Genomic DNA, 21,677 nt, shown 5'->3' on the forward strand with positions numbered 1-21,677 from the left:
GCGTCAGACCTTCGCCGCTGCCAGCGCGGCCACCGGCTGGTCGGCCACGCCCAGCCGCCGGGCCGTGTCCAGCAGCTCGCCGAGCGGCCCCGACTCCGGCCCGCCCCGCTGGATGAGCCGCAGGAGCAGCGCAGAGACGGTCAGGTTCTTCAGGTCCTCGGTGCTCACCCCGCCGACGACGCCCCTGAGGTCCTCGATCAGGCTGGCGCTCCCGTTCAGGTACGGAGCCGCGAGCGAACCCGCCACCTCGGAGTGCTCCATGAAGCCGTCGACCGTCTTGGCGGCGGTGATCGAACCCACCACCTTGTCGAAGAACATCGTCTCGCCGCCGACGATGTCGATGTTGGCCTTGGCCAGGCCCGCGGCCAGCACGCTCGCCTGCGACTCGGCCACCTGGCGGGTGACGTCGATCTGCTTGAGCCGCACTTCCGTGTCGGCCTCCAGGCGCAGGCGGTACTCCTCGTGCGCCCGGCTGGCCTCGTCCAGCGCGGCCATCGCGGCGGCCTTCTCGGTGAGACCCTCGGCCTCGGCCTTGAGCTTCTCGCCCACGGCCGCGGCGTTGGCCAGCGCCATCGCCTGCTCGCCCGCAGCCTGCGCCTTGAGCCGCTCGCCCTCGACCAGCGCCATCGCCCTGGCGCCCTCGGCCTCGGCCTGCAGCCGCTCGTTCAGCACCAGCGCCTCGGCCCTGCCGACCTTCTCGATCGCCTCGGCGTCGCGCTCCTTGACCTGGACCTCTGCCAGGCCGGACGCGGCCGCCTCGGCCTGCAGACCCTCGGCGAGCCGCATCTTGGCCCGGGCGTCCAGCTCGGCCGCCTGCTGCCTGGCCTCGGCCAGCACCAGTTCCTCGCGGGCCCTGAACTTCGACGCGGCCTCGGCGGCCTCGGCCGCCTTGATGTCCTTGACCAGGTTCTCCTGCGCCTCGGCCTCGGCGGCGATGATGACGGACTGGCGGGTCCGCTCGGCCTCCTCGACCACGCGCAGCCGCTTGATCGACTCCTCCTGCTCGGCCACCGTCTTGTCCACGGCGATGCGCTCGCGGATGACCTCGGCGATCGACCGCTTCTCGGTCTCGACCTCCTTGTCCTTCGCGATGCGCGACAGCTCGGTCTCCCGCTCGCGGGCGATGACCTCCAGCAGGCGGTCCTTCTCGATGCGCTCGGACTCGATGGCGATGACGCGCTCGCGGTTCTTCTCCGCGACGGCCACCTCGCGGTTGCGGTTCTCCTGCTGCACGCCGAGCTGCTCGTCGGTCTTGATGGCGGCGCTCTGGGCGCGCAGCCGCTCCTCCGCCTGCACCCGGTAGGTCTCCGCCTCCTCGCGGGCCTTCATCGTCTCGATCTCGCGCTTCTGCTTGATCTCGGCGTCGGCCTGGCGGCGCTCCAGTTCGAGGATGGCCTCGCGGGCCTCCACGTTCTGGCGGGTGATCTCCTTCTCCTCGGTGCGCTGGAACTCGTTGGTCCGGACGTGCTCGATCGCCGTCAGCTCGGTGATCTTGCGGATGCCCTGCGCGTCGAGGATGTTGCTCTTGTCGAGCTGGTGCAGCGCGGTCTGCTCCAGGTAGTCGATGGCCGCGTCCTCAAGGCTGTAACCGTTGAGGTCGGTGCCGATGAGCCGGACGATCTCGTCACGGAACTCGTCGCGCTTGGTGTAGAGGTCCACGAAGTCCAGGTGCTTGCCGGCGGTCTTGAGCGCCTCGGAGAACTTCGCGTTGAACAGCTCCTGCAGCGTCTTCTCGTCGCTGGCCCGCTCGGTGCCGATGGCCTGGGCGACCTTGATGACGTCCTCGGCGGTCTTGTTCACCCGTACGAAGAATGTGATCTTGATGTCGGCCCGGATGTTGTCGCGGCAGATCAGCCCTTCACGGCCGGTGCGTTCGATCTCGATGGTCTTCACCGAGATGTCCATCGTCTCCGCCCGGTGCACGACAGGGAGCACCACCGCGCCGGTGAAGGTCACGTCGACTTTGTTGACCTTCGAGATGATCAGCGCCTTGCCCTGCTCGACCTTGCGGAAAAGGCGGCTGATGAGAATCAGCAGGCCGATGAGGATCACAAGGACGACGGCGATGAACACGCCGACGCCGGTGGAGATCACATCCATTCACTGCTCACTTTCGTAAGGCATGACCCAGAAGAACTCGCCGTCTGCGTCGTACTCGAAGATCAGGGCTGTCTGGCCGCGGGTGAGCCGGTCCTGGCCGGTCGTCCTGACCTGGACGACGGCGGAGGACCCGTCCGCGGCGGTGACCTCGGCCTGGCCGAAGTCGGGGGTCGCCCGCCCGGTGCGGATCACGCACCGCCGGCCGACGAAATCCCCACGTGAGGGCTGTGGTCCGTCCGGCACCAGCCTCCGCAGGGGGGCGATCAGCACGCGGGTGGCGAGCCAGGCTCCGCAGAGGGCGAGCACCGGCACGGCCCACAGCAGCGGGCCCGCGGCGAACTGGCTGCCGATCAGCGTGAGCAGCCACGCCAGGGCGACGAGCAGGGAGATCGTGATGCCGGCCGGCACCCCGCCGAACCCGAGCCAGGGGGCGTCGCCCTCAAGGTCGGAAATCCCGGTGATCACGACGATCCAGTACCCGACGACCACGATCAGAAGGAAGCTGAAAACGGCCGTCGGGAAGCTCAGCGCAACCCGCAAGAAGTCAGTCAATACCCGATGCCCCGTCCCCCGGTGCTCGTCATGTCGGACTATATACAGATAAAGAACGAGTAAAGCGAAAAGTTCCCGAATGGTTAGGCATATGTTGCGCGCGGTTAGCTCGCTTGACCTCAACTTCGGTTGAGGAAGCAGGCTGGCCGCATGAACGACGAGATGATGCGGGCCGCGGCTTTCGCCGAGTTCGGCGGCCCCGAGGTGCTGCGGGTGATGGAGCTGCCGGCTCCGCAGGCCGGCCCCGGCCAGGTGCGCGTACGGGTGAGGACCGCCGGGGTGCAGCCGTTCGACGCGGCCGTCCGGGCCGGCTGGACCCCGCCGGGGGTGACGGGCGGGCTGCCGCGGATCCCGGGCAACGAGTTCGCCGGCGTGGTGGACCAGGTGGGGGAGGGGGTGACCGGGGTGACGGCGGGCGCCGAGGTGCTCGGGTTCTCGCTGCTGCGCTGCTACGCCGAGTACGTGGTGGTCGACGCGGGCGACGTGACCCCCAAGCCGGCCTCGATGCCGTGGGAGGTGGCCGGCTCGCTGACCGCCGGAGCGCAGACGGCCGAGCTGGCCCTCGAGGGGCTCGCCGTGACCGAGGGCGACACGCTGCTCGTGCACGCCGCCGCGGGCGCGGTCGGCACGGTGGCCGTCCAGGTCGCCGGGATGCGCGGCGCCACCGTGATCGGCACCGCCCGCGAGGAGAACCACGCCTACCTGCGTGACCTCGGCGCCATCCCGGTCGCCTACGGCGCGGGCCTGGCCGACCGGGTGCGCGCCCTCGCCCCCGGCGGCGTGGACGCCGCGCTCGACGGCGCGGGCGGCGACGCGCTGGAGGTGTCGCTGGAGCTGGTCAAGGACCGCGACCGCATCCTCACGCTGGTCGAGCACGACAGGGCCGCCGAACTGGGCATCAAGGTCACCCGGGGCACGCGCAGCGCCGAGCGCCTGGCCCGCTACGCCGCCCTGTACGCCGAGGGCCGGCTCAAGTTCCCGGTACGCGGGACGTACCCGCTGGAGCGTGCGGCGGACGCGCACCGCGAGATCGAGACCCGCCACGGCGCAGGCAAGATCGTCATCACGGTCTCCTAGGAACGGACGCGCTGCCGCTGGTTGAACCGGCCCACCTTGGCCCGGTTGCCGCACACGTCCATCGAACACCAGCGGCGGCCGCCGTTCTTGCTCACGTCGTAGAACCAGAGCACGCAGCGCGGGTTGGCACACTTGCGCACCCGCTCCGGGCGCTCGCCGAGCACCCGGGCCAGGTCGGCGGCCGCCACCCAGGCCGCGTGCCAGGCCGGATCGTCCAGGACGACGACCTCGTACGGCTCGGCGCCGCTCAATTGGGGGCGGCGGGCGCCGTGGGCCAGCACCGCGTTGAGCGGGGCCGCCTCGCCCCGCTCCAGCAGCGCGCGCATCGCGTCGCGGGCCTGGACCAGCGGGTCGCGGGCGCGATCCGGGTCGCCGCCGCCGGGCAGATCGTGATCCGCCAGCCAGGCCCGCACGCCGTCGAGATCGTCGAACTGGTCGACCAGTGTGGCGTTGTCGATCCACACGGTGTCGACCAGGTCCAGCCCCACGGGTTCGGTCCTGAGCGGACGCAGTCTCACAGTGATTAACCCCTGAAGTCGATTTGACCGGTTGCAGATCATCATGCTATCACTTAACCACCGAAAAGACTTTCAACGGTTAAGAGGTTCACCGTGACCATCCGCTACCGCACCGTCCGGATCGACGGGCTCGACGTCTTCTACCGCGAGGCGGGCGACCCGTCCGCGCCCACGCTCGTCCTGCTGCACGGGTTCCCGACCTCGTCCATCGCCTACCAGGAGCTGATGGGCGAGCTGGGCGACGAGTTCCACCTGATCGCGCCCGACTACCCCGGCTTCGGGCACAGTTCGGCGCCCGCCGCCGGAGAGTTCGGCTACACCTTCGACCGCTTCGCCGACGTGGTGGACCGGCTGCTGGACACGCTCGGCGTGCGGCGTTACGCGCTCTACGTGCACGACTACGGCGCACCCGTCGGCTTCCGGCTCGCCGTCCGGCATCCCGAGCGGATCACCGGCATCGTCACCCAGAACGGCAACGCGTACGAGGAAGGGCTGACCCCGTTCTGGGACCCGTTCAAGAAGGCCTGGGCAGACCCGCAGGCCGATACGGCGGCGCTGCGGGCGTACTTCACCTGGGAGGCAACCCAGTGGCAGTACACGCACGGCGTGCCGGACACCACGCTGGTCAACCCGGACAAGGCGCTGTTCGACCAGGCGCTGCTGGACCGGCCGGGCAGCGCCGACATCCAGCTCGCGCTCTTCCTGGACTACGAGGGCAACGTCGCCCTCTATCCGCAGTGGCAGGAGTACCTGCGCACGCACCGCCCGCCCGTGCTGGCCGTGTGGGGCCGCAACGACGAGATCTTCGGCCCGGACGGCGCGCGCGCCTTCGCCGGGGACGTGCCGGACGCGCGCATCCACCTGCTGGACGCCGGCCACTTCCCCCTGGAGACCAGGCTCGCCCAGATCGCGGCCCTCACCCGCGACTTCCTGCGCGGCCTCTCGGACTGACCCCCGGCCGCCGGGCCTACTGGCGGTGAACCATCGCCTCGGCGATGGCCAGTTGGACATCGTCGAGGCGGTCCTCGCCGTCCTCGACGCTCCACAGTGAGTTCTGCAGCACCCGTCCCAGCGTCCAGCCGGCCGCCCGCGCGGGGTCCAGCTCCAGCGCCTCCACCAGCAGGTCGAAGCGCCGCAGCACGCTCCCGCGCACGTCACCGGAGGCCACCACCTCGCCCCACCGGTTGTCCAGCGCGGGCAGCAGGTCGAACCCGGGGTCGCCGGCCAGCGGCTTCGGGTCGATCGCCAGCCACGGCTCCCGCTCGGCGGCCAGCACGTTGTCGTAGTGCAGATCCCAGTGGAGCAGCCGGTCGCCCGGCTCGGGGACGAGCTCGGCGACCGCCGCCGCGCACCGGCGCAGCCAGGCCCGGTCCTCCTCCCGCGGCAGCTTCGCGAGTGCCGCGGGCACGTCCTCCACCATCTGCCCGGCGATGTCGCCGAGCCGCCGCAGCCCTTCGGGAGCGGGCCGCGCCACCAGCCGGGCCAGCAGCTCGGCGAGGATCTCCATCGCCTTCATGTCGTCCGGCACCGCCGACAGCGACCGGCTCTCGTCCAGCCGCTCCAGCAGCATCGTCCCGGTGGCCGGGTCGTGCTCCAGCAGCAGCACCGACCCGTCGCCGGCCCAGGCGCGCAGCCCCACGGGCTCGGTCGCGTTCTCGTGGGTGACGGGCTGCAGCTTCAGCGCGGCGGGCGTGCCGTCGGCCCGCACCACGGGCAGCACCAGGGAGACCACGCCGTGCATGGACGCGCCGTCGAGGCGCAGCCCCCACTCCTCCAGATAACGCCTGGCCAGCGCGGGCAGCCCCGCTGACCAGGCCCGCCCCGCCTCGCCCTCCCACTTGACATGCGACTCGGTCAACGCCGGCGGCACCACGATCTCCATGCCACCAGTCTGGCCGCCCGGGCAACCGGTTTTCGGGAGGTCAGGGCCTCGCGCGGGGATGAGGCATCAGTAGTGATAGGGGTACGGCGACCAGTCGGGTTCGCGCTTCTCCAGGAACGAGTCGCGCCCTTCGGCGGCCTCGTCGGTCATGTAGGCCAGCCTGGTCGCCTCACCGGCGAACACCTGCTGGCCCACCAGCCCGTCGTCGATCAGGTTGAAGGAGAACTTGAGCATCCGCTGCGCCGTCGGCGACTTGGCGTTGATCTTGCGGGCCCAGTCGAGCGCCGTGGCCTCCAGCTCCTCGTGCGGCACCACCGCGTTGACCATGCCCATCCGGTGGGCGTCGGCCGCGCTGTAGGTGTCGCCGAGGAAGAAGATCTCGCGGGCGAACTTCTGGCCCACCTGGCGCGCGAGATAGGCGGAGCCGAAGCCGCCGTCGAAGCTCGCCACGTCGGCGTCGGTCTGCTTGAACCGGGCGTGCTCGGCGCTGGCGAGTGTGAGATCGGCCACCACGTGCAGGCTGTGGCCGCCGCCCGCCGCCCAGCCGGGCACCACGCAGATGACCACCTTGGGCATGAACCGGATCAGCCGCTGCACCTCGAGGATGTGCAGCCGCCCGGTCGCGGCCGAGCCGTCGGCGTACTGGTAGCCGTCCTTGCCGCGGATGCGCTGGTCGCCGCCGGAGCAGAAGGCCCAGCCGCCGTCCTTGGGCGAGGGGCCGTTGCCGGTCAGCAGCACGCACCCGACGTCGGTGGTCTGCCGGGCATGGTCGAACGCGCGGTAGAGCTCGTCGACGGTCTGCGGGCGGAAGGCGTTGCGCACCTCCGGGCGGTTGAACGCGATGCGCACCGTGCCCTGGTCGACAGCCCTGTGGTAGGTGATGTCGGTGAAGTCGAACCCCTCGACTTCCTGCCACGCCTTGGGATCGAACAGCTCGGAGACCATGGGCCGAAGCCTACCGGGTGGCGGCTCCGGCCCACGGGCCGGTCAGGGGACCTCCGCCCGGAGCTCGGCGAGCAGCTGGCCCTGGTCGGCGAGCATGTCGGTCAGGATGCGGCGGGCGATCCGCAGCAGGTCGGCGAGCTCGGGTGTGGCCAGTGTGTAGACCACGGTGCTGCCTTCACGGATGGCGGTCACGATGCCCGCTCTGCGCAGGACCGCCAGCTGCTGTGAGAGGCTCGACGCCTCGATGTCGATCTGGGCCAGGAGATCCCTGACGGGAAGTGGCCCTTCCTGGAGTAGCTCCAACACTCTGATGCGAGCGGGGTGGCCGAGAGTCCGGAACAAATCCGCCTTGGCCTGGTTGACCTCCACGTGCATAGTGACAGACTAATCCAGCGCAGTTGCATAATTCTTCAAGTCGTAACGTTGTCGGATAGCATGGGCAGCGGGGACTAGGGAGTTGAGCCATGGGCCGAGGAAGAGCCAAGGCGAAGCAGACGAAGGTCGCTCGCCAGCTGAAGTACACCAGCCATCACATCGACTACGACCGCCTCCGCGAGGAGTTGGGCGCCGACGAACGACGTGACGACATGCACCCCGCTACGTCGTCCGATCAAGAGACCGGGCGCGCGCAATAACGCGGGTGAGTCGTGCGGGACTCAGGGTGACGTTGGTGAGCCGCCTGGTCTCGGGCGCCGGATCCGGCGCCGTGAGATCCAGGCGGTGCAACACCTCCCTGATGATCACCCGCATCTCCAGCAGGGCCAGCTGAGCGCCGACGCAGAAGCGCCGGCCGCCGCCGAACGGCATCCAGGCCCTGCTCTGCTGACCATCGAGGAAGCGTTCCGGCCTGAACTCCTCCGGTGACGGGAAAGCCGCCGGGTCCCGGTGCACGAGCGGGATGAACGGTCCCGCGTACGATCCGGCCGGTATCTCGTACTCACCCAGCCGGAGCGGGGCGTCGAGCAGCCGGGGAGCCTCGTAGACCGCGGGCCTGACCCGCATCACCTCCTTCACCACCGCGTCCAGGTACGGCTCGTCGTCGGGCAGCCGCTCCAGGACGTGCGGCAGCCGGAGCAGCCGCTCGAACGCCCAGGCCAGACTGGTCGCCGTGGTCTCGTGACCGGCGATCAGCAGGGTGATCAGCTCGTCGCGGATCTCCTGGTCGTCGAAGCCCGACTCCAGCAGCCTGCTCAGCACGTCCGTGCCGTCCGCCCCGGCGCTCCGCCTGCGGGCGATCTCCTCGTACAGGATCGCGTCGACGCCCGCGCGTGCCTTCAGGAAGCGCGCGTACGGCAGGAACGGCACTCCCTTGGCGCGCTCGCGCAGGCGAGCCGGGAGCATGACGACCGACGTCGCGCCGCCGAGCCGGATCAGGCGGGGGAGCAGCGCGTGCAGCCGGACGAGGCGCTCCGCGTCGCGGATGCCGAAGACCAGCCTGATGATCACTTCCAGGGTGATCTCCTGCATGCGGTCGCGCAGCGCGATCGGCACGCCGAGCGGCCAGGTCGCGATCTTCTCCGCGGCGATGGCCGCGATCTCGTCGTGGTAGCCGGCCACCTGCTTGGCTCTTAACGGCGGGGTGAGCGCCTTCCGGTGGCGTGACCAGCCGTCGCCGTCCAGCGTCAGCACCGAGTGGGCGCCGACCATCGGCTCCAGGAAGTCGCGCCGCGCGGCGCCGGCCAGGCCGCCGCCCTGGTCGGTGCGGTAGACCTGTTCGGCCAGCTCGGCGGTGGTGACGTACACCTCGGGCGGGAAGCCGAAGTAGCGCACCGTGAAGATCGGGCCGTACTCGCGGTGCAGCCTGTCGAACGCGCCCGCGGGGTCGAGCATGATCCAGGCGGTCTGGGCGGCTGCGGGCAGTCGCGGTCCGGGTGGGAGCATCACAGGTCCTCCGATACGTACGTATGTCATAGACGCTTGTATATATCGATAGCATGGATGCCGTGTCACGGAAAGAGGTTCGCGAGCGGTTGCTCGCCGGTGCGGTGAGCTGCCTGCAGGAGAAGGGCTACGCCCGCACGACCGCGCGCGACCTGGTCGCGGCGTCGGGCACCAACCTCGCCTCCATCGGTTATCACTTCGGAGGCAAGGACGCCCTGCTCAACGAGGCCATCATCGCCTGCTTCGAGGGGTGGACCGAGCGGGTCGAGAAGGCCATCTTCAGCAGCGGCCTCGGCACGCCCCGCGAGCTGCTCGAACGCGCCATGGCCGCGCTGGTCGACGTGTTCGGCGAGATGCGGCCGACGCTGATGGGCTGCGTCGAGGGCTACCCCGCGGCGCTGCGCGAGCAGGCGCTGCGCGAGCGCCTCGCGGCCGCGTACGGCGACGCCCGCGAGGCGGGGGTCGGCATGCTGCGGCGGGCCTCCGCCGAGATGGGCGTCGCGCTGCCGGTCGCGCCCGAGGTCCTGGTCTCGGTGCTGATCGCCATCTCCGACGGGCTGATGATCCAATGGCTGCTCGACCCGGACAGCACCCCCGACTCCCGCCAGATCGTCGACGCCCTCGCCGCGATCTCCGCACTCACCTAGCCAGGCCCGGCGCTCATGCGGTGGGCTCGGCCGTGTGTCGCAGGATCGCGTCCGCCACCTCGTCGCGGACCTGAGCAGGCAGCATGTGCCCCATGTCCCGCACCATGAGCAGCTCCGCGCCGGGGATGGCCGCGGCGATGAGCGCGCCGTGGCCGGGCTTGGCGGGCTCGTGCGTGCCCTCGATGACCAGCGTCGGCGCCTCGACCCGGCCGAGCATGCCCTCCGGCTCGAAGCCGGGGTTAGCGGCGGCCGCCCGCCGGTGGTTGACCACCGCCGCCAGGTCCCTGGCCCGCTCGAAGACCCGCTCGGCCAGCCGCCGCTCGGCGTCCTCGTCGAACGGCAGCGCCGTCCCGTTCAGCACCCGCGCCTCGGCGATCATCCGGTCGATCTGCTCGCCCCGGGTGGCCGGCGGCGGGCTCTGGATCGCCTCGGTGTAGAACGCCGTGAACTCCGGCCTGGGCGGCGGCAGGCTGCCCTCCGGCTGCGGCTGCCCGGTGAGCGCCCGCATGAGCACCTCGCCCTCGTGCCCGCCCAGCGGCGACGAGCCGATCACGGTGAGCGTGCGCACCCGCTCCGGCCGCTCCACCGCCACCAGCTGCCCGAGCAGCCCGCCCGCCGAGTGGCCCACCAGGTGCGCGCTCTCCAGCCCGTACGCGTCGAGCACGCGCAGCACGTCGTCCTTGATGTCGAGCCAGGTGTACGGGTTCGCGTCGAAGTCGACGGTGCCCGATCTGCCGGTGTCGCGATGGTCGTAGCGGATGACCCTGCGCCCGCCGGCGACCAGCCTGCCGACGAACTCCTCCGGCCACAGCACGCCCTGCGACATCGACCCCATCACCAGGAGAACGGGCGGGTGATCGGGGTCGCCGAACTCCTCCGTCCAGAGCTCGACGCCGTCCACGTTGATCAGGTTCTCTGTCATGCCTCCAAGCTTGGCCCCGACCGGCGCCGGTGCCTTCCGTAGGACTACTGGGCACTACAGAAGGCGGGCGAGTTCAGTACGACTGGTGATGCCGAGCTTGGGATAGATCTTGTACAGGTGATACTCGACCGTGCGCGGGCTGAGGAACAACCGCGCCGCCACGTCCTTGCTCGACGCCCCCTCGGCCACCAGGCGCGCGATGCGCAGCTCCTGAGGCGTCAGGGCCGCCGCCGGGTCGGCCTCCGGCACGTCGCCCGCCGCCTCCCCGGCCGCGCGCAGCTCCCCGCTCGCGCGCCGGGCCCACGGCTCCGCGCGCAACCTGGTGAACGTCTCCAGCGCCGAACGCAGCCGCCCCCGCGCCTGCCCCGGCCGGTGCGTACGGCGCAGCCGCTCGCCGTGGAGCAGGGCCGTGCGCGCCGCCTCGAACGGCTCCCCGTGCAGCCGCGCCGCCTCCTCGAACAGCGCCGCGTCCCCGTCCACCAGCGCCCGGCAACGCAGCAGCGACGCCCGCGACTCGGGCGTGCCGGCGTTCGCCGCCCACCGCTCCAGCCCGTCCAGCGCCTCGCGGGCCGCCTCCGGCTCACCCGCGGCCACGGCCGCCTCCACCCGGTCCGGCGCTGTCCGCCACACCACCGTCGGATGCCCCGCCGCCGCCAGGGCCGTGAACCGGGCATGCGCCGCGTCGTACCTGCCCAGCCCCAGATCGAGCATCGCCAGCGCGTACGAGGCCACGCCCGCGCGCAGCCCCACCCGGTGCGGCACCGCGATCGCCAGGGCCCGGCGCGCGTGCTCCCGGCAGGACTCCTCCTGGCCGCGCAGCGCCGCCACCACGGCCAGGTTCGCCAGGTGGGCGGCCTCGCTGTTGGTGTATCCGGCCTCCCTGGCCAGCGCCAGCCCTTCCTCGGCGACGGCCTCGCTCTCGGCCAGCCTGCCCCTGAGCCGCTCGCCCGTGGACACGAACTCGAGCACCACCGGCAGCTGCCCGACCATGCCGGACACGCGCGCCACCCGGCCGGCCCGCCCGACCAGCTCGGCCGACACGTCCGCCTCGCCCAGATAGCTCGCCGCCGCCGACGCCCACAGGAACTCGGCCGCCTCCCGCAGCTCCCCGGTCCTCGCCAGCGCGCCCCGCAGCAGCTCCGCCCCGCCGCCGTCGTCCAGCCGCGCCCCGATCCCGGCCACCACGTCCCGCAGGAACCCCGGCGGATGCGCCAGCGCCCTGCGCCCGATCTCCACGAGAGCCGGGATGTCGCCCACGTAGTTCGCCGCCTCGGCGGCGTCGGCCAGCATCTCCATGCTGTCGCCCCCGGCGAGGATCCGCACGGCCTCCGCGGCGTCCCCGGAGTTCAACTCGAACCGCCCCCGCAACTGCCTGATCTCCCGCCGCAACCCACCGAACCCCTTGGGAGCGCTCCTCCCCCCAACCGTCTCGTCCTGGGCGTCTGCTGGGGGAAGGTTCGCTCTGTGAGGGGATGTGGCTTCCGCCTTCGCAGACCCTTCCCCCTCCTGGACGGGCGCCCTCCCCCGGGCGGTCTCAGCGCGGGTCTCCTCCGGGGTACGGGTCAAGGGCGTGGCTTCGGACGGCCCTCCTCCCCGAGCGGGTGTTCTCCCGCCGGTCGGGAACCGGGTCAAGGGGGTGGCTGCCGGCGGCCCTTCTTGTTCCCGGGTGGGCGTTCTGCCAGCGGTCGTCTCGTCCCGGGCGTCCGCTGAGGGACGGTGCACTGTGTGAGGGGATGTGGCTTCCGTCTCCGGCGCCCTTGCCCGCTCGTGAGCGAGTGGTCTCTCGTCGCCGGTCTCTGGTGCGGGACGGGGCGTTGGGTGGTTCGGGGGCGTGAGGGGTGAGCCTTCTTCCTGGTGTGCGGGTGTTGTCTCGTGGAGGGGTTCTGTGGGGGTGTGGGGTGGGTGGTTCTGGGTGAGGGCGTGGGCCTCGGCGAGGTAGGTCTGGGCCTGGCCTGGACGGCCGCCGAGCCAGGCTGCGGTGGCCGCGTCCGTGTAGCGGCGGGCGCGGGTCCAGGGGTCGGGGGTCAGCTCCGCCGCACGGCCCAGTGCCGTCGCCGCGTCGCCGTACCCGCCCCTGGCTCGGGCTCCGTCGGCCGCGGCGGCCAGCGCGGCGGCCACCGGCTCGTTCCGTCCCATGGTGGCGGCCGCCAGGTGCCAGGCCCGCCTGTCACCTTCCACCAGCTCGGCCAGCACCGCGTGCGCCCGCCGTACCTCCACCGGGCCCGCCGCCACGTGCACCGCCGACCGCACCAGAGGATGCCGGAACCGGACCGCCGCCCCGTCCACGACCACGAGCCCCGCCTTCTCCGCCTCATAGAGCCCCGCCAGAGCAACCTCTTCGCGCAGGCTCATCGCCGCAGGCAGCTCCCGTGCGGGTGCCCGCGCCGACGCTTCCGTCACACGCGCCCTCGCGGGTGCCTCCCCGGACGGACCATCCCCGTTCGGCCATGCCCGTACGTCGGTCTCCGCCCCGGACGGCGTGGTCTCGTTCGGCCGTGCTCTCACGGCGGTTTCCGTCTCGGGTGGGGCGGTTGCGCGCGCCGGCGCATCTGCGTCGGTCTCCGTCTCGGTCGGTGGTTGCTCGTGCTGGGTCTGTACGGGTGAGTCCAGGAGGGACGCGGTGCGGAGGGTCAGGGTGAGGTCCGGCTCCAGGGATGCCGCGAGGAGGACGCGGCGGGCCGGGGCCGAGAGGCGGGTCACCTGGTCGCCGAAGAGCTGGGCGCCGCCAGGCAGGGGGTCGGGGAGGGGGAGGCGGCCGGCGAGCTGGTCGGGGCTCAGGGACGCCAGGGTCTCGCCGAGGACGAGAGGGTTGCCGCCGGTGAGCGACACCAGGCGGGCGCGGACCGGTGACGCCGCCGGGGCCAGCGAGTCCACCAGCGTGGCCGCGCTTTCGTCGTCCAGCCCGCGCAGTCGCAGCTCGGGAACGCCCTTGTGGACGCCGTCACCCCGGACCGCCAGCAGCATCCCGACCCGCTCGGTGCGGACGCGCCGGGCCGCGAACAGCAGCGCGTCGGCCGACGCCCGGTCCAGCCACTGGAGGTCGTCCACGAGGCAGAGCACGCCGCCGTCCCCCGCCGCCTCCGCCAGCAGCGACAGGACCCCGGCCGCCACCAGGAACCGGTCCTCGGCCGGCGCCGCCAGCCCGAGCGCCCCGGCCACGGCTTGGCGCTGCGGCGCCGGGAGCGCGTCGAGCAGCCCGGTCACCGGCCGCAGCAGCTGGTGCAGCGCGGCGAACGCCAGGTCGGCCTCGGCCTCGACGCCCCACGCGCGCAGGACGGTCAGCCGCGGCCCGGCCAGGGTGGCGGCCAGATCGAGCAGGGCCGACTTGCCGATGCCGGCCTCGCCCCGCAGCAGCAGGGCCTGTCCCGCACCGGCCGGCGCCGCGTCGATCACACCCTGGATCGCGGCGATCTCGGTGGCTCGGCCGTACAGCATGAGAATGACCCTATAAGGCCAAATATGGTGATGAATGTCACGTACGAACAGACGAAAAGGCGCGCCCCCGGAACCGGGGGCGCGCCTTCATCGCGGATCATGGCATCCGGTGAGATGCCTCATCCGTCGTCTCGGACACCGGCGCGCCGGCCGGGCCCGTGGACTGGACGGCCCTGTCGGACCGCTCGTGTGCCCAGCGAGACGCGTCGGACGCGGAGTCCTTCATGTGCTCGGTCCACTGCTGGGCGTTACGCCGGTAGAACATGAAGCCGGCCGCGCCGATGGCGAGACCGGTCACCAGGACGGCCGTCGGCCAGCGCCGCGACTGCTGCCGCCGGACCGGGCTGACCCGGATCGCGGCGTCGTTCAGCATCGAGCTGACTGCCGGTGCGAGTTGGTCCTCGACCCGGTGGGCGGCCTTCTTCAGCCTGGGTGCAGCCCACATCCGGGCGTCGTCGACCCGCCTGTTGGCGGCCAGCTTGGCCTGGTCGGCCATCGGCGCCATGCGCGCGCCGGTTTTCATGGCCTGGGCCTTCATCCGGCCCTGCCACGTGGTGGGCACTTCTATGACCACGCGGCGTCGTCTTCTCAGTGTCAGGGACACGACTACCTCCCCTGTCGTTGGGGCCCCGCGCGTGACCTTCCCGATACAAAGCGGCTCAATCATGGCCCGCCGTGGGAGGATGGCAGCGGAGGCCTTAGGGCCATGGTTGTCAAAACACCACAATTCCACCCTGTGCATAGAGGAAGGCAGCTGTCTCGTGGCTGAGAAGCTGATTGCGAATCTGCAGACCAATCGCGGCATGATCAAGGTCGAGCTCTTTCCCAACAGAGCCCCCAAGACGGTGCGAAACTTCGTGGAGCTGGCCGAAGGCTCCCGCGAGTGGACCCACCCGGGCTCCGGCGAGAAGAGCAACGACCGCTACTACGACGGCACGATCTTCCACCGTGTCATCCCCAACTTCATGATCCAGGGCGGCGACCCGCTCGGTGAGGGCTTCGGCGGGCCGGGCTACGAGTTCGACGACGAGATCCACCCCGAGCTCTACTTCAACCGTCCCTACCTGCTGGCCATGGCCAACGCGGGCAAGAAGATGGGGAAGGGCACCAACGGGTCGCAGTTCTTCATCACGACCGTGCCCACGCCGCACCTCAACGGCCGCCACACGATCTTCGGAGAGGTCGTCGAGGGGCAGGACGTCGTCGACGCCATCTCCAAGACCAAGACCGGGCGCAACGACAAGCCGGTCGAGGAAGTCGTCCTGGAGTCGGTCACCATCGACCGCGTCCCGGCCTGACGCGCGGCCGCCTGTCCGGCCTTCCGGGTTACTGCGCTCTGCCAGGCCCCCCTTCCCGGAAGCCGGGCCGCGCCGGCCCGGCACGCGGGAGGCGGCGTCACCCCGTCCGAGCAGCGGACGCGGGAGTGGCCCGCAGGCTTTAGGCTGCGGGCATGACCAGCCAGCCGCCCCTCCCGCCCTCGCAGCCCGAGCAGCCCGCGGAGACGGTCCCCACGTGCTACCGGCACCCCGACAGGGAGACGTGGGTCCGCTGCCAGCGGTGCGACCGGCCCATCTGCCCCGACTGCATGCGCGACGCGGCAGTGGGGTTCCAATGTCCCGAGTGCGTGGCCGAGGGCAACCGGGGGATCCGGCAGGCGAAGTCGACGTTCGGCGGCGCGGTGGTCCGCGCTCCCTACGTGACGTGGACCATCCTGGCGGCCAACGTGCTCGTCTTCGTCGCGCAGTACTTCGTGCCGGACATCCAGCGCCTCCTGGGCATGAACTCCCTCTTCGTGGCCCTGGGCGACGAGTACTACCGGCTGATCACCGCCGCGTTCGTGCACGGCGGGATGTTCCACATCCTGTTCAACAGCTGGGCCCTCTACGTGATCGGGCCCTACCTGGAGCGGGCGTTCGGACACGTCCGCTTCGTCGCGCTCTATCTGGTGAGCGCGCTCGGCGGGTCGGTCCTCGGGCTGTGGATGGACAACCCGCGCATCCTCACCGTCGGCGCCTCGGGAGCCATCTTCGGCCTGTTCGGCGCGGTGTTCGTGGTGGGGCGCAGGCTGAACCTGGACGTGCGCGGCATCGCCGTGCTGATCGCGATCAACCTGGCCATCACCTTCATCGTCCCCGGCATCAGCTGGACCGGCCACATCGGCGGCCTGGTCACCGGGGCAGCGCTGTCGGCGGCGCTGGCCTACGCGCCCCGGGAGAACCGCGCCGTGTGGCAGGCGGCTGCGGTCGCGGGATTCGTGGCACTGCTCGCCGTGCTCGTGGTCGTCAGAATTCCCATGATCACCATGGCGATCCTGGGCTGACGTCCCCAGCTGTGGAAAAGCTGTGGAAAAGAACTAGCGCCAGCGGGTGGAAAGAACCACACCGAAGATGATGAAAACAAACCCGATCAGCAGGTTCCAGTTCTGCAGATCGCCGATGAAGGGCGCCCGCGGGGCCACGTAGTAGGTGGCGATCCACAGGATGCCGATGATCCACGAGGCGACCATCGTCGGCGCCAGCCAGCGAGGGCTGACCTTGATCTGCTGGGTCTTCTGCGGCGGGGTGTAAACCGCCTTCTTGCGCGTCTTGGGCTTGGGCACTGGATGACTCCTGCTGAGGGCCTGGGCTTCCGGATCGTCCGCAGGCTCTGCGTAAAGGGTAGTGGTAGCGAGCCCCAGGATAGTCGCCACGCGCACGGGATGGCGATCCCCGGCGCCTGGAGTCGTCCCGCTTACCCTGGTCGGGTGCGGATCGTGCTGCGGACCACGGGGGAGCTGAGCATCACCGCCGGCCTGGTTCTGGCGCTCTTCTGCGCCTATCTGCTCTGGGGCACCGGCGCCTACACGGCGAGCCAGCAGCTGTTGCTGCAGCGCGCGCTGGCCGCCGAGAACGCCGCCCGGCCGCCCGCCGTCGAGCTGGGCGACGCCGTGGCGCTGCTGCGCATCCCCAGGCTGGGCCACGACTTCCGCTACGCGGTGGTCGAGGGCGTACGGGCCGAGCACCTGAAGAAGGGCCCCGGCCACTACCCCGGCACCGCCATGCCCGGCCAGGTCGGCAACTTCGTCGTCTCCGGCCACCGCACCACGTACGCGGCCCCGTTCAACCGCGTCGACGAGCTGGAACGCGGCGACGAGCTCGTGGTCGAGGCCCGCGAGGCCCGCTACACCTACCGGGTCACCTCGCAGGACATCGTCGAGCCCGGCGAGGTGGACGTGCTCGCCCCGGTGCCCGGCATGCCGGGCCTGCGGCCCATCCGGGCGTACATCACGCTGACGACCTGCCACCCCGAATACTCGGCGGCGCAACGGCTGATCGTGTACGGGGTGCTGAAGGACACCGAGCCCAGGAAGGCATGACGATGTACGGCTGGCTGTGGCGCAGGCTCCCCGGCGGTCCAGGACGGCGGCTGCTGTGGGCCGCCCTGCTGGTCGCCACGGCGATGGCCGTACTCTGGTTCTCGGTGTTCCCGCTCCTGGAACCCACTGTGACGCTCGACGAGGTGACGGTGCGCCGATGACCCGCGTGCTGGTCGTGGACAACCACGACAGTTTCGTGCACACCATCGTCCAATACCTGAAGGTGCTGGGCGCGAGCTGCGACGTGCGGCCCCGCGACGAGGTGCGGGTGGACGACGCCGACGGCTATGACGGCATCCTGATCAGCCCCGGCCCCGGCACACCCGAAGCCGCCGGGGTCAGCGTCCCGCTCGTCCGCCACGCCGCCCGGCGCGGGCAGCCGCTGCTCGGCGTCTGCCTCGGCCACCAGGCCATCGCGCACGCGTACGGCGCCACCGTCGCCCGCGCCCCCGACCTCGTGCACGGCGGCACCAGCGCGATCAGCCACGACGGCAAGGGGGTGTTCGCGACGTTGCCCTCGCCCGTCCGCATGACCCGCTACCACTCGCTGGCCGTGCTCCCCGAGACCGTCCCCGAGGAGCTCGAAGTCACCGCCCGCACCGGCGACGGCGTCATCATGGGCCTGCGCCACCGCGCCGCGCCCATCGAGGGCGTCCAGTTCCACCCCGAGTCGGTGCTCTCCGAGCACGGCCACCGGCTGCTCGGAAACTGGCTGGAGAAAACGCTGTAACGAACCGGAGCCTCAGAGCGACAGACAGATGAGCGTCCCCGCCGTTGCCCCCGAGCGGCGGGGGCGTTCTTTATTGGCGATCCTTCGGATCGCCGGCTCGTGTTTGATTGGCGATCCTTCGGATCGCCGGCTCGTCGCTCTGACCCGGTGTCTTCCCTCGTCGTTCGGTCGCTGCGCTCCCTCTCTCCTCAGTCCAGACACCGGCGCTCCTCGCAAGACCTTCCCTGTACGGAGGTCGGGCGCCGGAGGCGATCATTCGAATGGTGGGGCGGAGGGGTTCTTACGTGAAAAGGGCCGCCAGCCCCGTAGGGGTGGCGGCCCTTTTCTTAGCCTAGGCCGTCGCCTACGTCGCCTGGGGGCTCGTCCTGGCTCGGGAAGCCGTCGTCGCCGTCGTCGGTCGGGACGTCGTCCGTCGGGAAGTCGTCGGTCGGGAAGTCGTCCGACGGCTGCTCGGTCGGGGTGGGGGCCGCCGGGCCCTGCGACACGACGATCGTGACCGTCATGTTGGGCTGGAGCTTGGCGCCCTCACCCGGGTTCTGCTGGATGACCGTGCCCTGGGCCTGGTCGCTCGGCTGGGTGACGACCTTGACCTTGAAGCCCGCTTCCTCCAGGGTGCGGCGGGCCTCCTCCTCGGTCATGCCCTGGACGCTCGGTACGGCCACGGCCTCCTTCGGGATGAAGAGGGTCACCGTGTCGCCCTTGGCGACCGAGGCGCCGGCCTTGGGATCGGTGCGGAAGACCTTGCCCTCCGGCTGGCTGGACGCGCGCGTCTTGATCGTGCTGCTGAGCCCCAGCTCGGTCAGCCTGGCGTTGGCCTCTTCGGTGGTCATGCCGATGAGGTCGGCGGGGACCTTCACCTTCTCCGCGCCCTTGGAGACCACGACCTTGACCGTGGCGCCCTTCTCCACCTCGGTGCCCTCGGCCGGATCGGTCTCGATGACCGTGTCCTTGTCGTACTCGGCGCTGAACTCCTCGGTGACCTCCGCCGTGAGGCCGAGCTGCTTCAGCTGGCTCTCGGCGTATTCACGCGTCTTCGCCTCCAGCCCCGGCACCTTGACCGTGGTCGGGGCCGTCGGGCTGCCGCCGCCGCTGAACATGACGTAGCCCAAGGTGATGAAGGCACCGATGACCAGCAGCGGGATGATGATCCACAGGGCGGTCTTGACCGCGTTGCCGCCGCCGTTGTTCGCCCGGCGGCGCCCGCCCCGGCCGCCGCCCTCGTCGTACTCGTAGGGTGGGACGGCGCTGGAGTGCTGGGTGGCCGGGCCGGTGGCGGCCTGGGTGGCCGTCATCATGCGGGTGCCCTGGCCGTAGCCGTTCATCGCCATCGTCTGGGCGTCGACCGGCATGCCGGACATGGCGCGCTGGATGTCGGCCCGCATCTCGGCCGCGCTCTGGTAGCGGTGCGCCGGATCCTTGGCCATGGCCTTGAGCACGATCGCGTCGGCCCACTGGGGGATCTCCGGGTCGATCTGCGACGGCGGGATCGGCTCCTCGCGGACGTGCTGGTAGGCGATCGCGACGGGGGAGTCGCCGGTGAACGGCGGCTGGCCGGTGAGCAGCTCGTAGAGCACGCAACCGGTTGAGTAGATGTCGCTGCGGGCGTCGACGCGCTCACCGCGTGCCTGCTCCGGGGAGAGGTACTGCGCGGTGCCGATGACCTGGGCCGTCTGCGTCATCGTCGCGGCCGAGTCGGCCATCGCGCGGGCGATGCCGAAGTCCATCACCTTGACGTCGCCGGCCGTGGTGATCATCACGTTGGCCGGCTTGATGTCGCGGTGCACGATGCCGCCGCGGTGGCTGTAGTCGAGCGCGCGCAGGATGCCGTCGACCAGCTCGGTCGCGCGTTCCGGGATCAGCCGCCGGTCGGCGCGGAGCAGGTCGCGCAGCGTCCTGCCGTCGACGTACTCCATCACGATGTAGGGCACGGGGGCGCCGTCGGTGACGTCCTCGCCGGTGTCGTAGACCGCGACCACGGCCGGGTGGTTCAGCGACGCCGCAGACTGGGCCTCACGGCGGAAACGGGCCTGGAAGGTGTGATCACGGGCCAGGTCCGACCGAAGGGTCTTGATCGCGACGATCCGGTCCAGCCGGATGTCTCTGGCGCGATACACCTCGGCCATGCCGCCGCGCCCGACGACACCGTCGAGCTCGTAGCGACCTCCGAGAAGCCGAGGCTGAGTCATTTCCTGCACTGTCCCTTACCGTTCATCTTGGTGCCGGCCTGCTCGGGGGGCGGCCGCCGGTGTCCATCATCGACCCGTTGGCGCGTCACGTCTCCTCCTTCGGCGGGTTCGAGTCACCCGGGTCCGGCGAGGCGGAAGGTGTCGGGGTCGTCGGCGTCGTGGTGGGGGTCGGGGTCGGCGTGGGGGTCGGGGTACGGGTCCTGGTCGGGGTCGGGCTCGGCGTCGGCTGCGTCGTCGGCGTAGCCGACTTGCTTACCGTAGCCGACGGCGAGGCTACCGGCCTCGACGACTTGACCGTAACCACAGGGGGCCGACGGGTCTCGGTTTTGGTCCGTGAGGGCTTCTGCCGGGGCTTGTCGGAGGCAGGCAGCGGAGGCGTCGTCGTCTCCGGAACGACGAGCGGCGGAGTCTGAGGGGCGGGGGTGAGCGCCCACGCGCTGAAACCCACGGCCACGACGGTCCCGGCCGCCGCCGCCGTCGTCAGCACCCGCCCGAACCGGCGCCGCGGCGGCGTCTCCTGCAGCTCCGTGACCGGCTCGGCGCCCATGGCCGCGGGCCCGTCCGCCGTCCGGTCTTCCTGGCGGGGACGGATCGGGAAGCCCGAGGGGTCGGTCAGCGAGCCGAGGTCGGCGCCGCCGGCCGACAGCGACTCGCGCAGCACGTACGCGCGATCGGCCAGCTCCCGCGCGGAGCCGGGCCGATGCGCGGGATCTTTGGCCAGCAGCGCCGCCACGAGCTCGCGCACCGGGGCGGGCACGTCGACGCCCAGCGCCGGCGGCTGCTCGCCGAGGTGGCGCAGCGCGATCGCCACCGCGCTGTCGCCGTGGAACGGGGCCCGGCCCGACAGGCATTCGTAGGCCACCACGCCCAGGGAGTAGAGGTCTGTCGATGGCGTGAGCGGCAGACCCTGGGCCTGCTCCGGGCTGACGTATTGGGCGGTGCCGAGCACGGTGCCGGTCTGCGTCACCGGAGCCGCCTCCATGGCCCTGGCGATGCCGAAGTCGGTCACCTTGATCGTGCCCTCGTGCGTCACCAGCAGGTTGCCCGGCTTGATGTCGCGGTGGATCACGCCGGAGGAGTGGGCGGCGTGCAGCGCCTTGGCCGTCTGGTGGAGCACGTCGAGGGTGACCTCGGCGCCGAGCGGGCCGTTGCGGACCAGGATGGTCGACAGCGGCTCGCCGTGCACCAGCTCCATCACCAGATAGGCCCGGTCGGCCTGCTCGCCGTAGTCGAAGATCTGCGCGATGCCGGGGTCGGCGAGGCCGGCGGTGATGCGCGCCTCGTTGCGGAACCGGCCGCGGAACGCGGGGTCGGCGTGGATGTGGCTGTGGAGCACCTTGACGGCCACCTCGCGCCCGAGCAGCTCGTCGCGGGCACGCCAAACCTCCCCCATGCCGCCGGCGGCGATGCGGGAGATCAGGAGATAGCGGTTACCGAGCCGCATGAT

At 71.1% G+C, this 21,677-nt stretch carries 22 protein-coding genes; 9 read left to right on the top strand and 13 right to left on the bottom strand.

Annotation, left to right across the window (positions count from 1 at the left end; genetic code table 11):
• Positions 1-3 precede the first annotated feature (3 nt).
• Positions 4-2,100, bottom strand: coding sequence for a flotillin family protein (locus FR742_RS37690; RefSeq protein ID WP_148036034.1), 2,097 nt, complete (start codon positions 2,098-2,100; stop codon positions 4-6).
• The gene (locus tag FR742_RS37695) at positions 2,101-2,640 is read right to left on the bottom strand and encodes a YqiJ family protein (RefSeq protein WP_261808996.1); all 540 of its coding nucleotides are present in this window, start codon (positions 2,638-2,640) and stop codon (positions 2,101-2,103) included.
• Between the two features lie 162 nt (positions 2,641-2,802).
• Here FR742_RS37695 and FR742_RS37700 point away from each other — a divergent pair, with 162 nt between their 5' ends.
• Positions 2,803-3,729: an NADP-dependent oxidoreductase gene (locus FR742_RS37700; protein ID WP_396990627.1), complete on the top strand. Its 927-nt coding sequence runs from the start codon at positions 2,803-2,805 to the stop codon at positions 3,727-3,729.
• Here the strand turns inward: FR742_RS37700 and FR742_RS37705 are convergent.
• A complete protein-coding gene (locus tag FR742_RS37705; RefSeq protein ID WP_261808997.1) occupies positions 3,726-4,247 on the bottom strand; it encodes a CGNR zinc finger domain-containing protein in 522 nt (173 codons plus the stop codon). The two genes, FR742_RS37700 and FR742_RS37705, sit on opposite strands and share 4 nt — an antisense overlap.
• Before the next feature lie 93 nt (positions 4,248-4,340).
• On the opposite strand from FR742_RS37705, the gene FR742_RS37710 reads away from it, so the two are divergent.
• Positions 4,341-5,198, top strand: a complete 858-nt coding sequence (locus tag FR742_RS37710; RefSeq protein WP_148036036.1) for an alpha/beta fold hydrolase — start codon at positions 4,341-4,343, stop codon at positions 5,196-5,198.
• 16 nt (positions 5,199-5,214) lie between these two features.
• Here FR742_RS37710 and FR742_RS37715 read toward each other — a convergent pair whose 3' ends face one another.
• The 3 genes from FR742_RS37715 to FR742_RS37725 form a co-directional block, all read right to left on the bottom strand.
• On the bottom strand, positions 5,215-6,129 hold the full coding sequence (locus FR742_RS37715; RefSeq protein ID WP_148036037.1) for an aminoglycoside phosphotransferase family protein: 915 nt from the start codon (positions 6,127-6,129) through the stop codon (positions 5,215-5,217).
• A gap of 66 nt (positions 6,130-6,195) precedes the next feature.
• Positions 6,196-7,074, bottom strand: coding sequence for a 1,4-dihydroxy-2-naphthoyl-CoA synthase (locus tag FR742_RS37720; protein ID WP_148036038.1), 879 nt, complete (start codon positions 7,072-7,074; stop codon positions 6,196-6,198).
• Between the two features lie 42 nt (positions 7,075-7,116).
• On the bottom strand, positions 7,117-7,449 hold the full coding sequence (locus FR742_RS37725) for a helix-turn-helix transcriptional regulator (RefSeq protein WP_148036039.1): 333 nt from the start codon (positions 7,447-7,449) through the stop codon (positions 7,117-7,119).
• A gap of 89 nt (positions 7,450-7,538) precedes the next feature.
• Here FR742_RS37725 and FR742_RS46680 point away from each other — a divergent pair, with 89 nt between their 5' ends.
• Positions 7,539-7,709 (top strand): DUF3073 domain-containing protein, encoded by a 171-nt coding sequence (locus FR742_RS46680; RefSeq protein WP_148036040.1) that lies wholly within the window; start codon positions 7,539-7,541, stop codon positions 7,707-7,709.
• Here FR742_RS46680 and FR742_RS37735 read toward each other — a convergent pair.
• Positions 7,672-8,955 (bottom strand): cytochrome P450, encoded by a 1,284-nt coding sequence (locus tag FR742_RS37735; protein ID WP_187281562.1) that lies wholly within the window; start codon positions 8,953-8,955, stop codon positions 7,672-7,674. The two genes, FR742_RS46680 and FR742_RS37735, sit on opposite strands and share 38 nt — an antisense overlap.
• 62 nt (positions 8,956-9,017) lie before the next feature.
• Between FR742_RS37735 and FR742_RS37740 the strand changes: the two genes are divergently transcribed.
• Entirely contained in the window at positions 9,018-9,602 is a 585-nt protein-coding gene (locus FR742_RS37740; protein ID WP_187281563.1) for a TetR/AcrR family transcriptional regulator, read from the top strand.
• 13 nt (positions 9,603-9,615) lie between these two features.
• On the opposite strand, the gene FR742_RS37745 is transcribed toward FR742_RS37740, so the two are convergent.
• The 3 genes from FR742_RS37745 to FR742_RS37760 all read right to left on the bottom strand — a co-directional run bounded on the left by FR742_RS37745 (position 9,616) and on the right by FR742_RS37760 (position 14,563).
• Complete coding sequence (locus tag FR742_RS37745; protein WP_148036043.1) at positions 9,616-10,524, bottom strand: alpha/beta fold hydrolase; 909 nt, start codon at positions 10,522-10,524, stop codon at positions 9,616-9,618.
• 54 nt (positions 10,525-10,578) lie between these two features.
• Positions 10,579-13,959 carry an AAA family ATPase gene (locus FR742_RS46180; protein ID WP_261808998.1) on the bottom strand — a complete coding sequence of 1,127 codons (3,381 nt, stop codon included), beginning with the start codon at positions 13,957-13,959 and terminating at the stop codon, positions 10,579-10,581.
• Positions 13,960-14,056: 97 nt separating this feature from the next.
• The gene (locus FR742_RS37760) at positions 14,057-14,563 is read right to left on the bottom strand and encodes a hypothetical protein (protein WP_148036044.1); all 507 of its coding nucleotides are present in this window, start codon (positions 14,561-14,563) and stop codon (positions 14,057-14,059) included.
• Between the two features lie 169 nt (positions 14,564-14,732).
• On the opposite strand from FR742_RS37760, the gene FR742_RS37765 reads away from it, so the two are divergent.
• Together FR742_RS37765 and FR742_RS37770 are read left to right on the top strand one after the other, a co-directional pair.
• Entirely contained in the window at positions 14,733-15,257 is a 525-nt protein-coding gene (locus tag FR742_RS37765; protein WP_148037204.1) for a peptidylprolyl isomerase, read from the top strand.
• A 152-nt stretch (positions 15,258-15,409) separates the two neighbouring features.
• A complete protein-coding gene (locus FR742_RS37770; RefSeq protein ID WP_148036045.1) occupies positions 15,410-16,279 on the top strand; it encodes a rhomboid family intramembrane serine protease in 870 nt (289 codons plus the stop codon).
• Positions 16,280-16,312: 33 nt separating this feature from the next.
• Here the strand turns inward: FR742_RS37770 and FR742_RS37775 are convergent, their stop codons facing one another.
• The gene (locus FR742_RS37775; RefSeq protein WP_148036046.1) at positions 16,313-16,558 is read right to left on the bottom strand and encodes a cell division protein CrgA; all 246 of its coding nucleotides are present in this window, start codon (positions 16,556-16,558) and stop codon (positions 16,313-16,315) included.
• Between the two features lie 144 nt (positions 16,559-16,702).
• On the opposite strand from FR742_RS37775, the gene FR742_RS37780 reads away from it, so the two are divergent.
• The 3 genes from FR742_RS37780 to FR742_RS37785 are packed head-to-tail and all read left to right on the top strand — an operon-like array spanning position 16,703 to position 18,044.
• The gene (locus FR742_RS37780) at positions 16,703-17,314 is read left to right on the top strand and encodes a class E sortase (RefSeq protein ID WP_148036047.1); all 612 of its coding nucleotides are present in this window, start codon (positions 16,703-16,705) and stop codon (positions 17,312-17,314) included.
• Positions 17,311-17,475: a hypothetical protein gene (locus FR742_RS44885; RefSeq protein WP_187281666.1), complete on the top strand. Its 165-nt coding sequence runs from the start codon at positions 17,311-17,313 to the stop codon at positions 17,473-17,475. Before FR742_RS37780 ends, FR742_RS44885 begins: the two co-directional genes overlap by 4 nt.
• Complete coding sequence (locus FR742_RS37785) at positions 17,472-18,044, top strand: aminodeoxychorismate/anthranilate synthase component II (protein ID WP_148036048.1); 573 nt, start codon at positions 17,472-17,474, stop codon at positions 18,042-18,044. Before FR742_RS44885 ends, FR742_RS37785 begins: the two co-directional genes overlap by 4 nt.
• Before the next feature lie 326 nt (positions 18,045-18,370).
• Here the strand turns inward: FR742_RS37785 and pknB are convergent, their stop codons facing one another.
• Together pknB and FR742_RS37795 are read right to left on the bottom strand one after the other, a co-directional pair.
• Positions 18,371-20,230, bottom strand: coding sequence for a Stk1 family PASTA domain-containing Ser/Thr kinase (pknB, locus tag FR742_RS37790; protein ID WP_148036049.1), 1,860 nt, complete (start codon positions 20,228-20,230; stop codon positions 18,371-18,373).
• A gap of 85 nt (positions 20,231-20,315) precedes the next feature.
• Entirely contained in the window at positions 20,316-21,674 is a 1,359-nt protein-coding gene (locus FR742_RS37795) for a serine/threonine-protein kinase (RefSeq protein WP_148036050.1), read from the bottom strand.
• Positions 21,675-21,677 lie beyond the last annotated feature (3 nt).

Source organism: Nonomuraea sp. C10, from assembly GCF_008017515.1.
GTDB classification, from domain to species: Bacteria; Actinomycetota; Actinomycetes; order Streptosporangiales; family Streptosporangiaceae; genus Nonomuraea; species Nonomuraea ferruginea.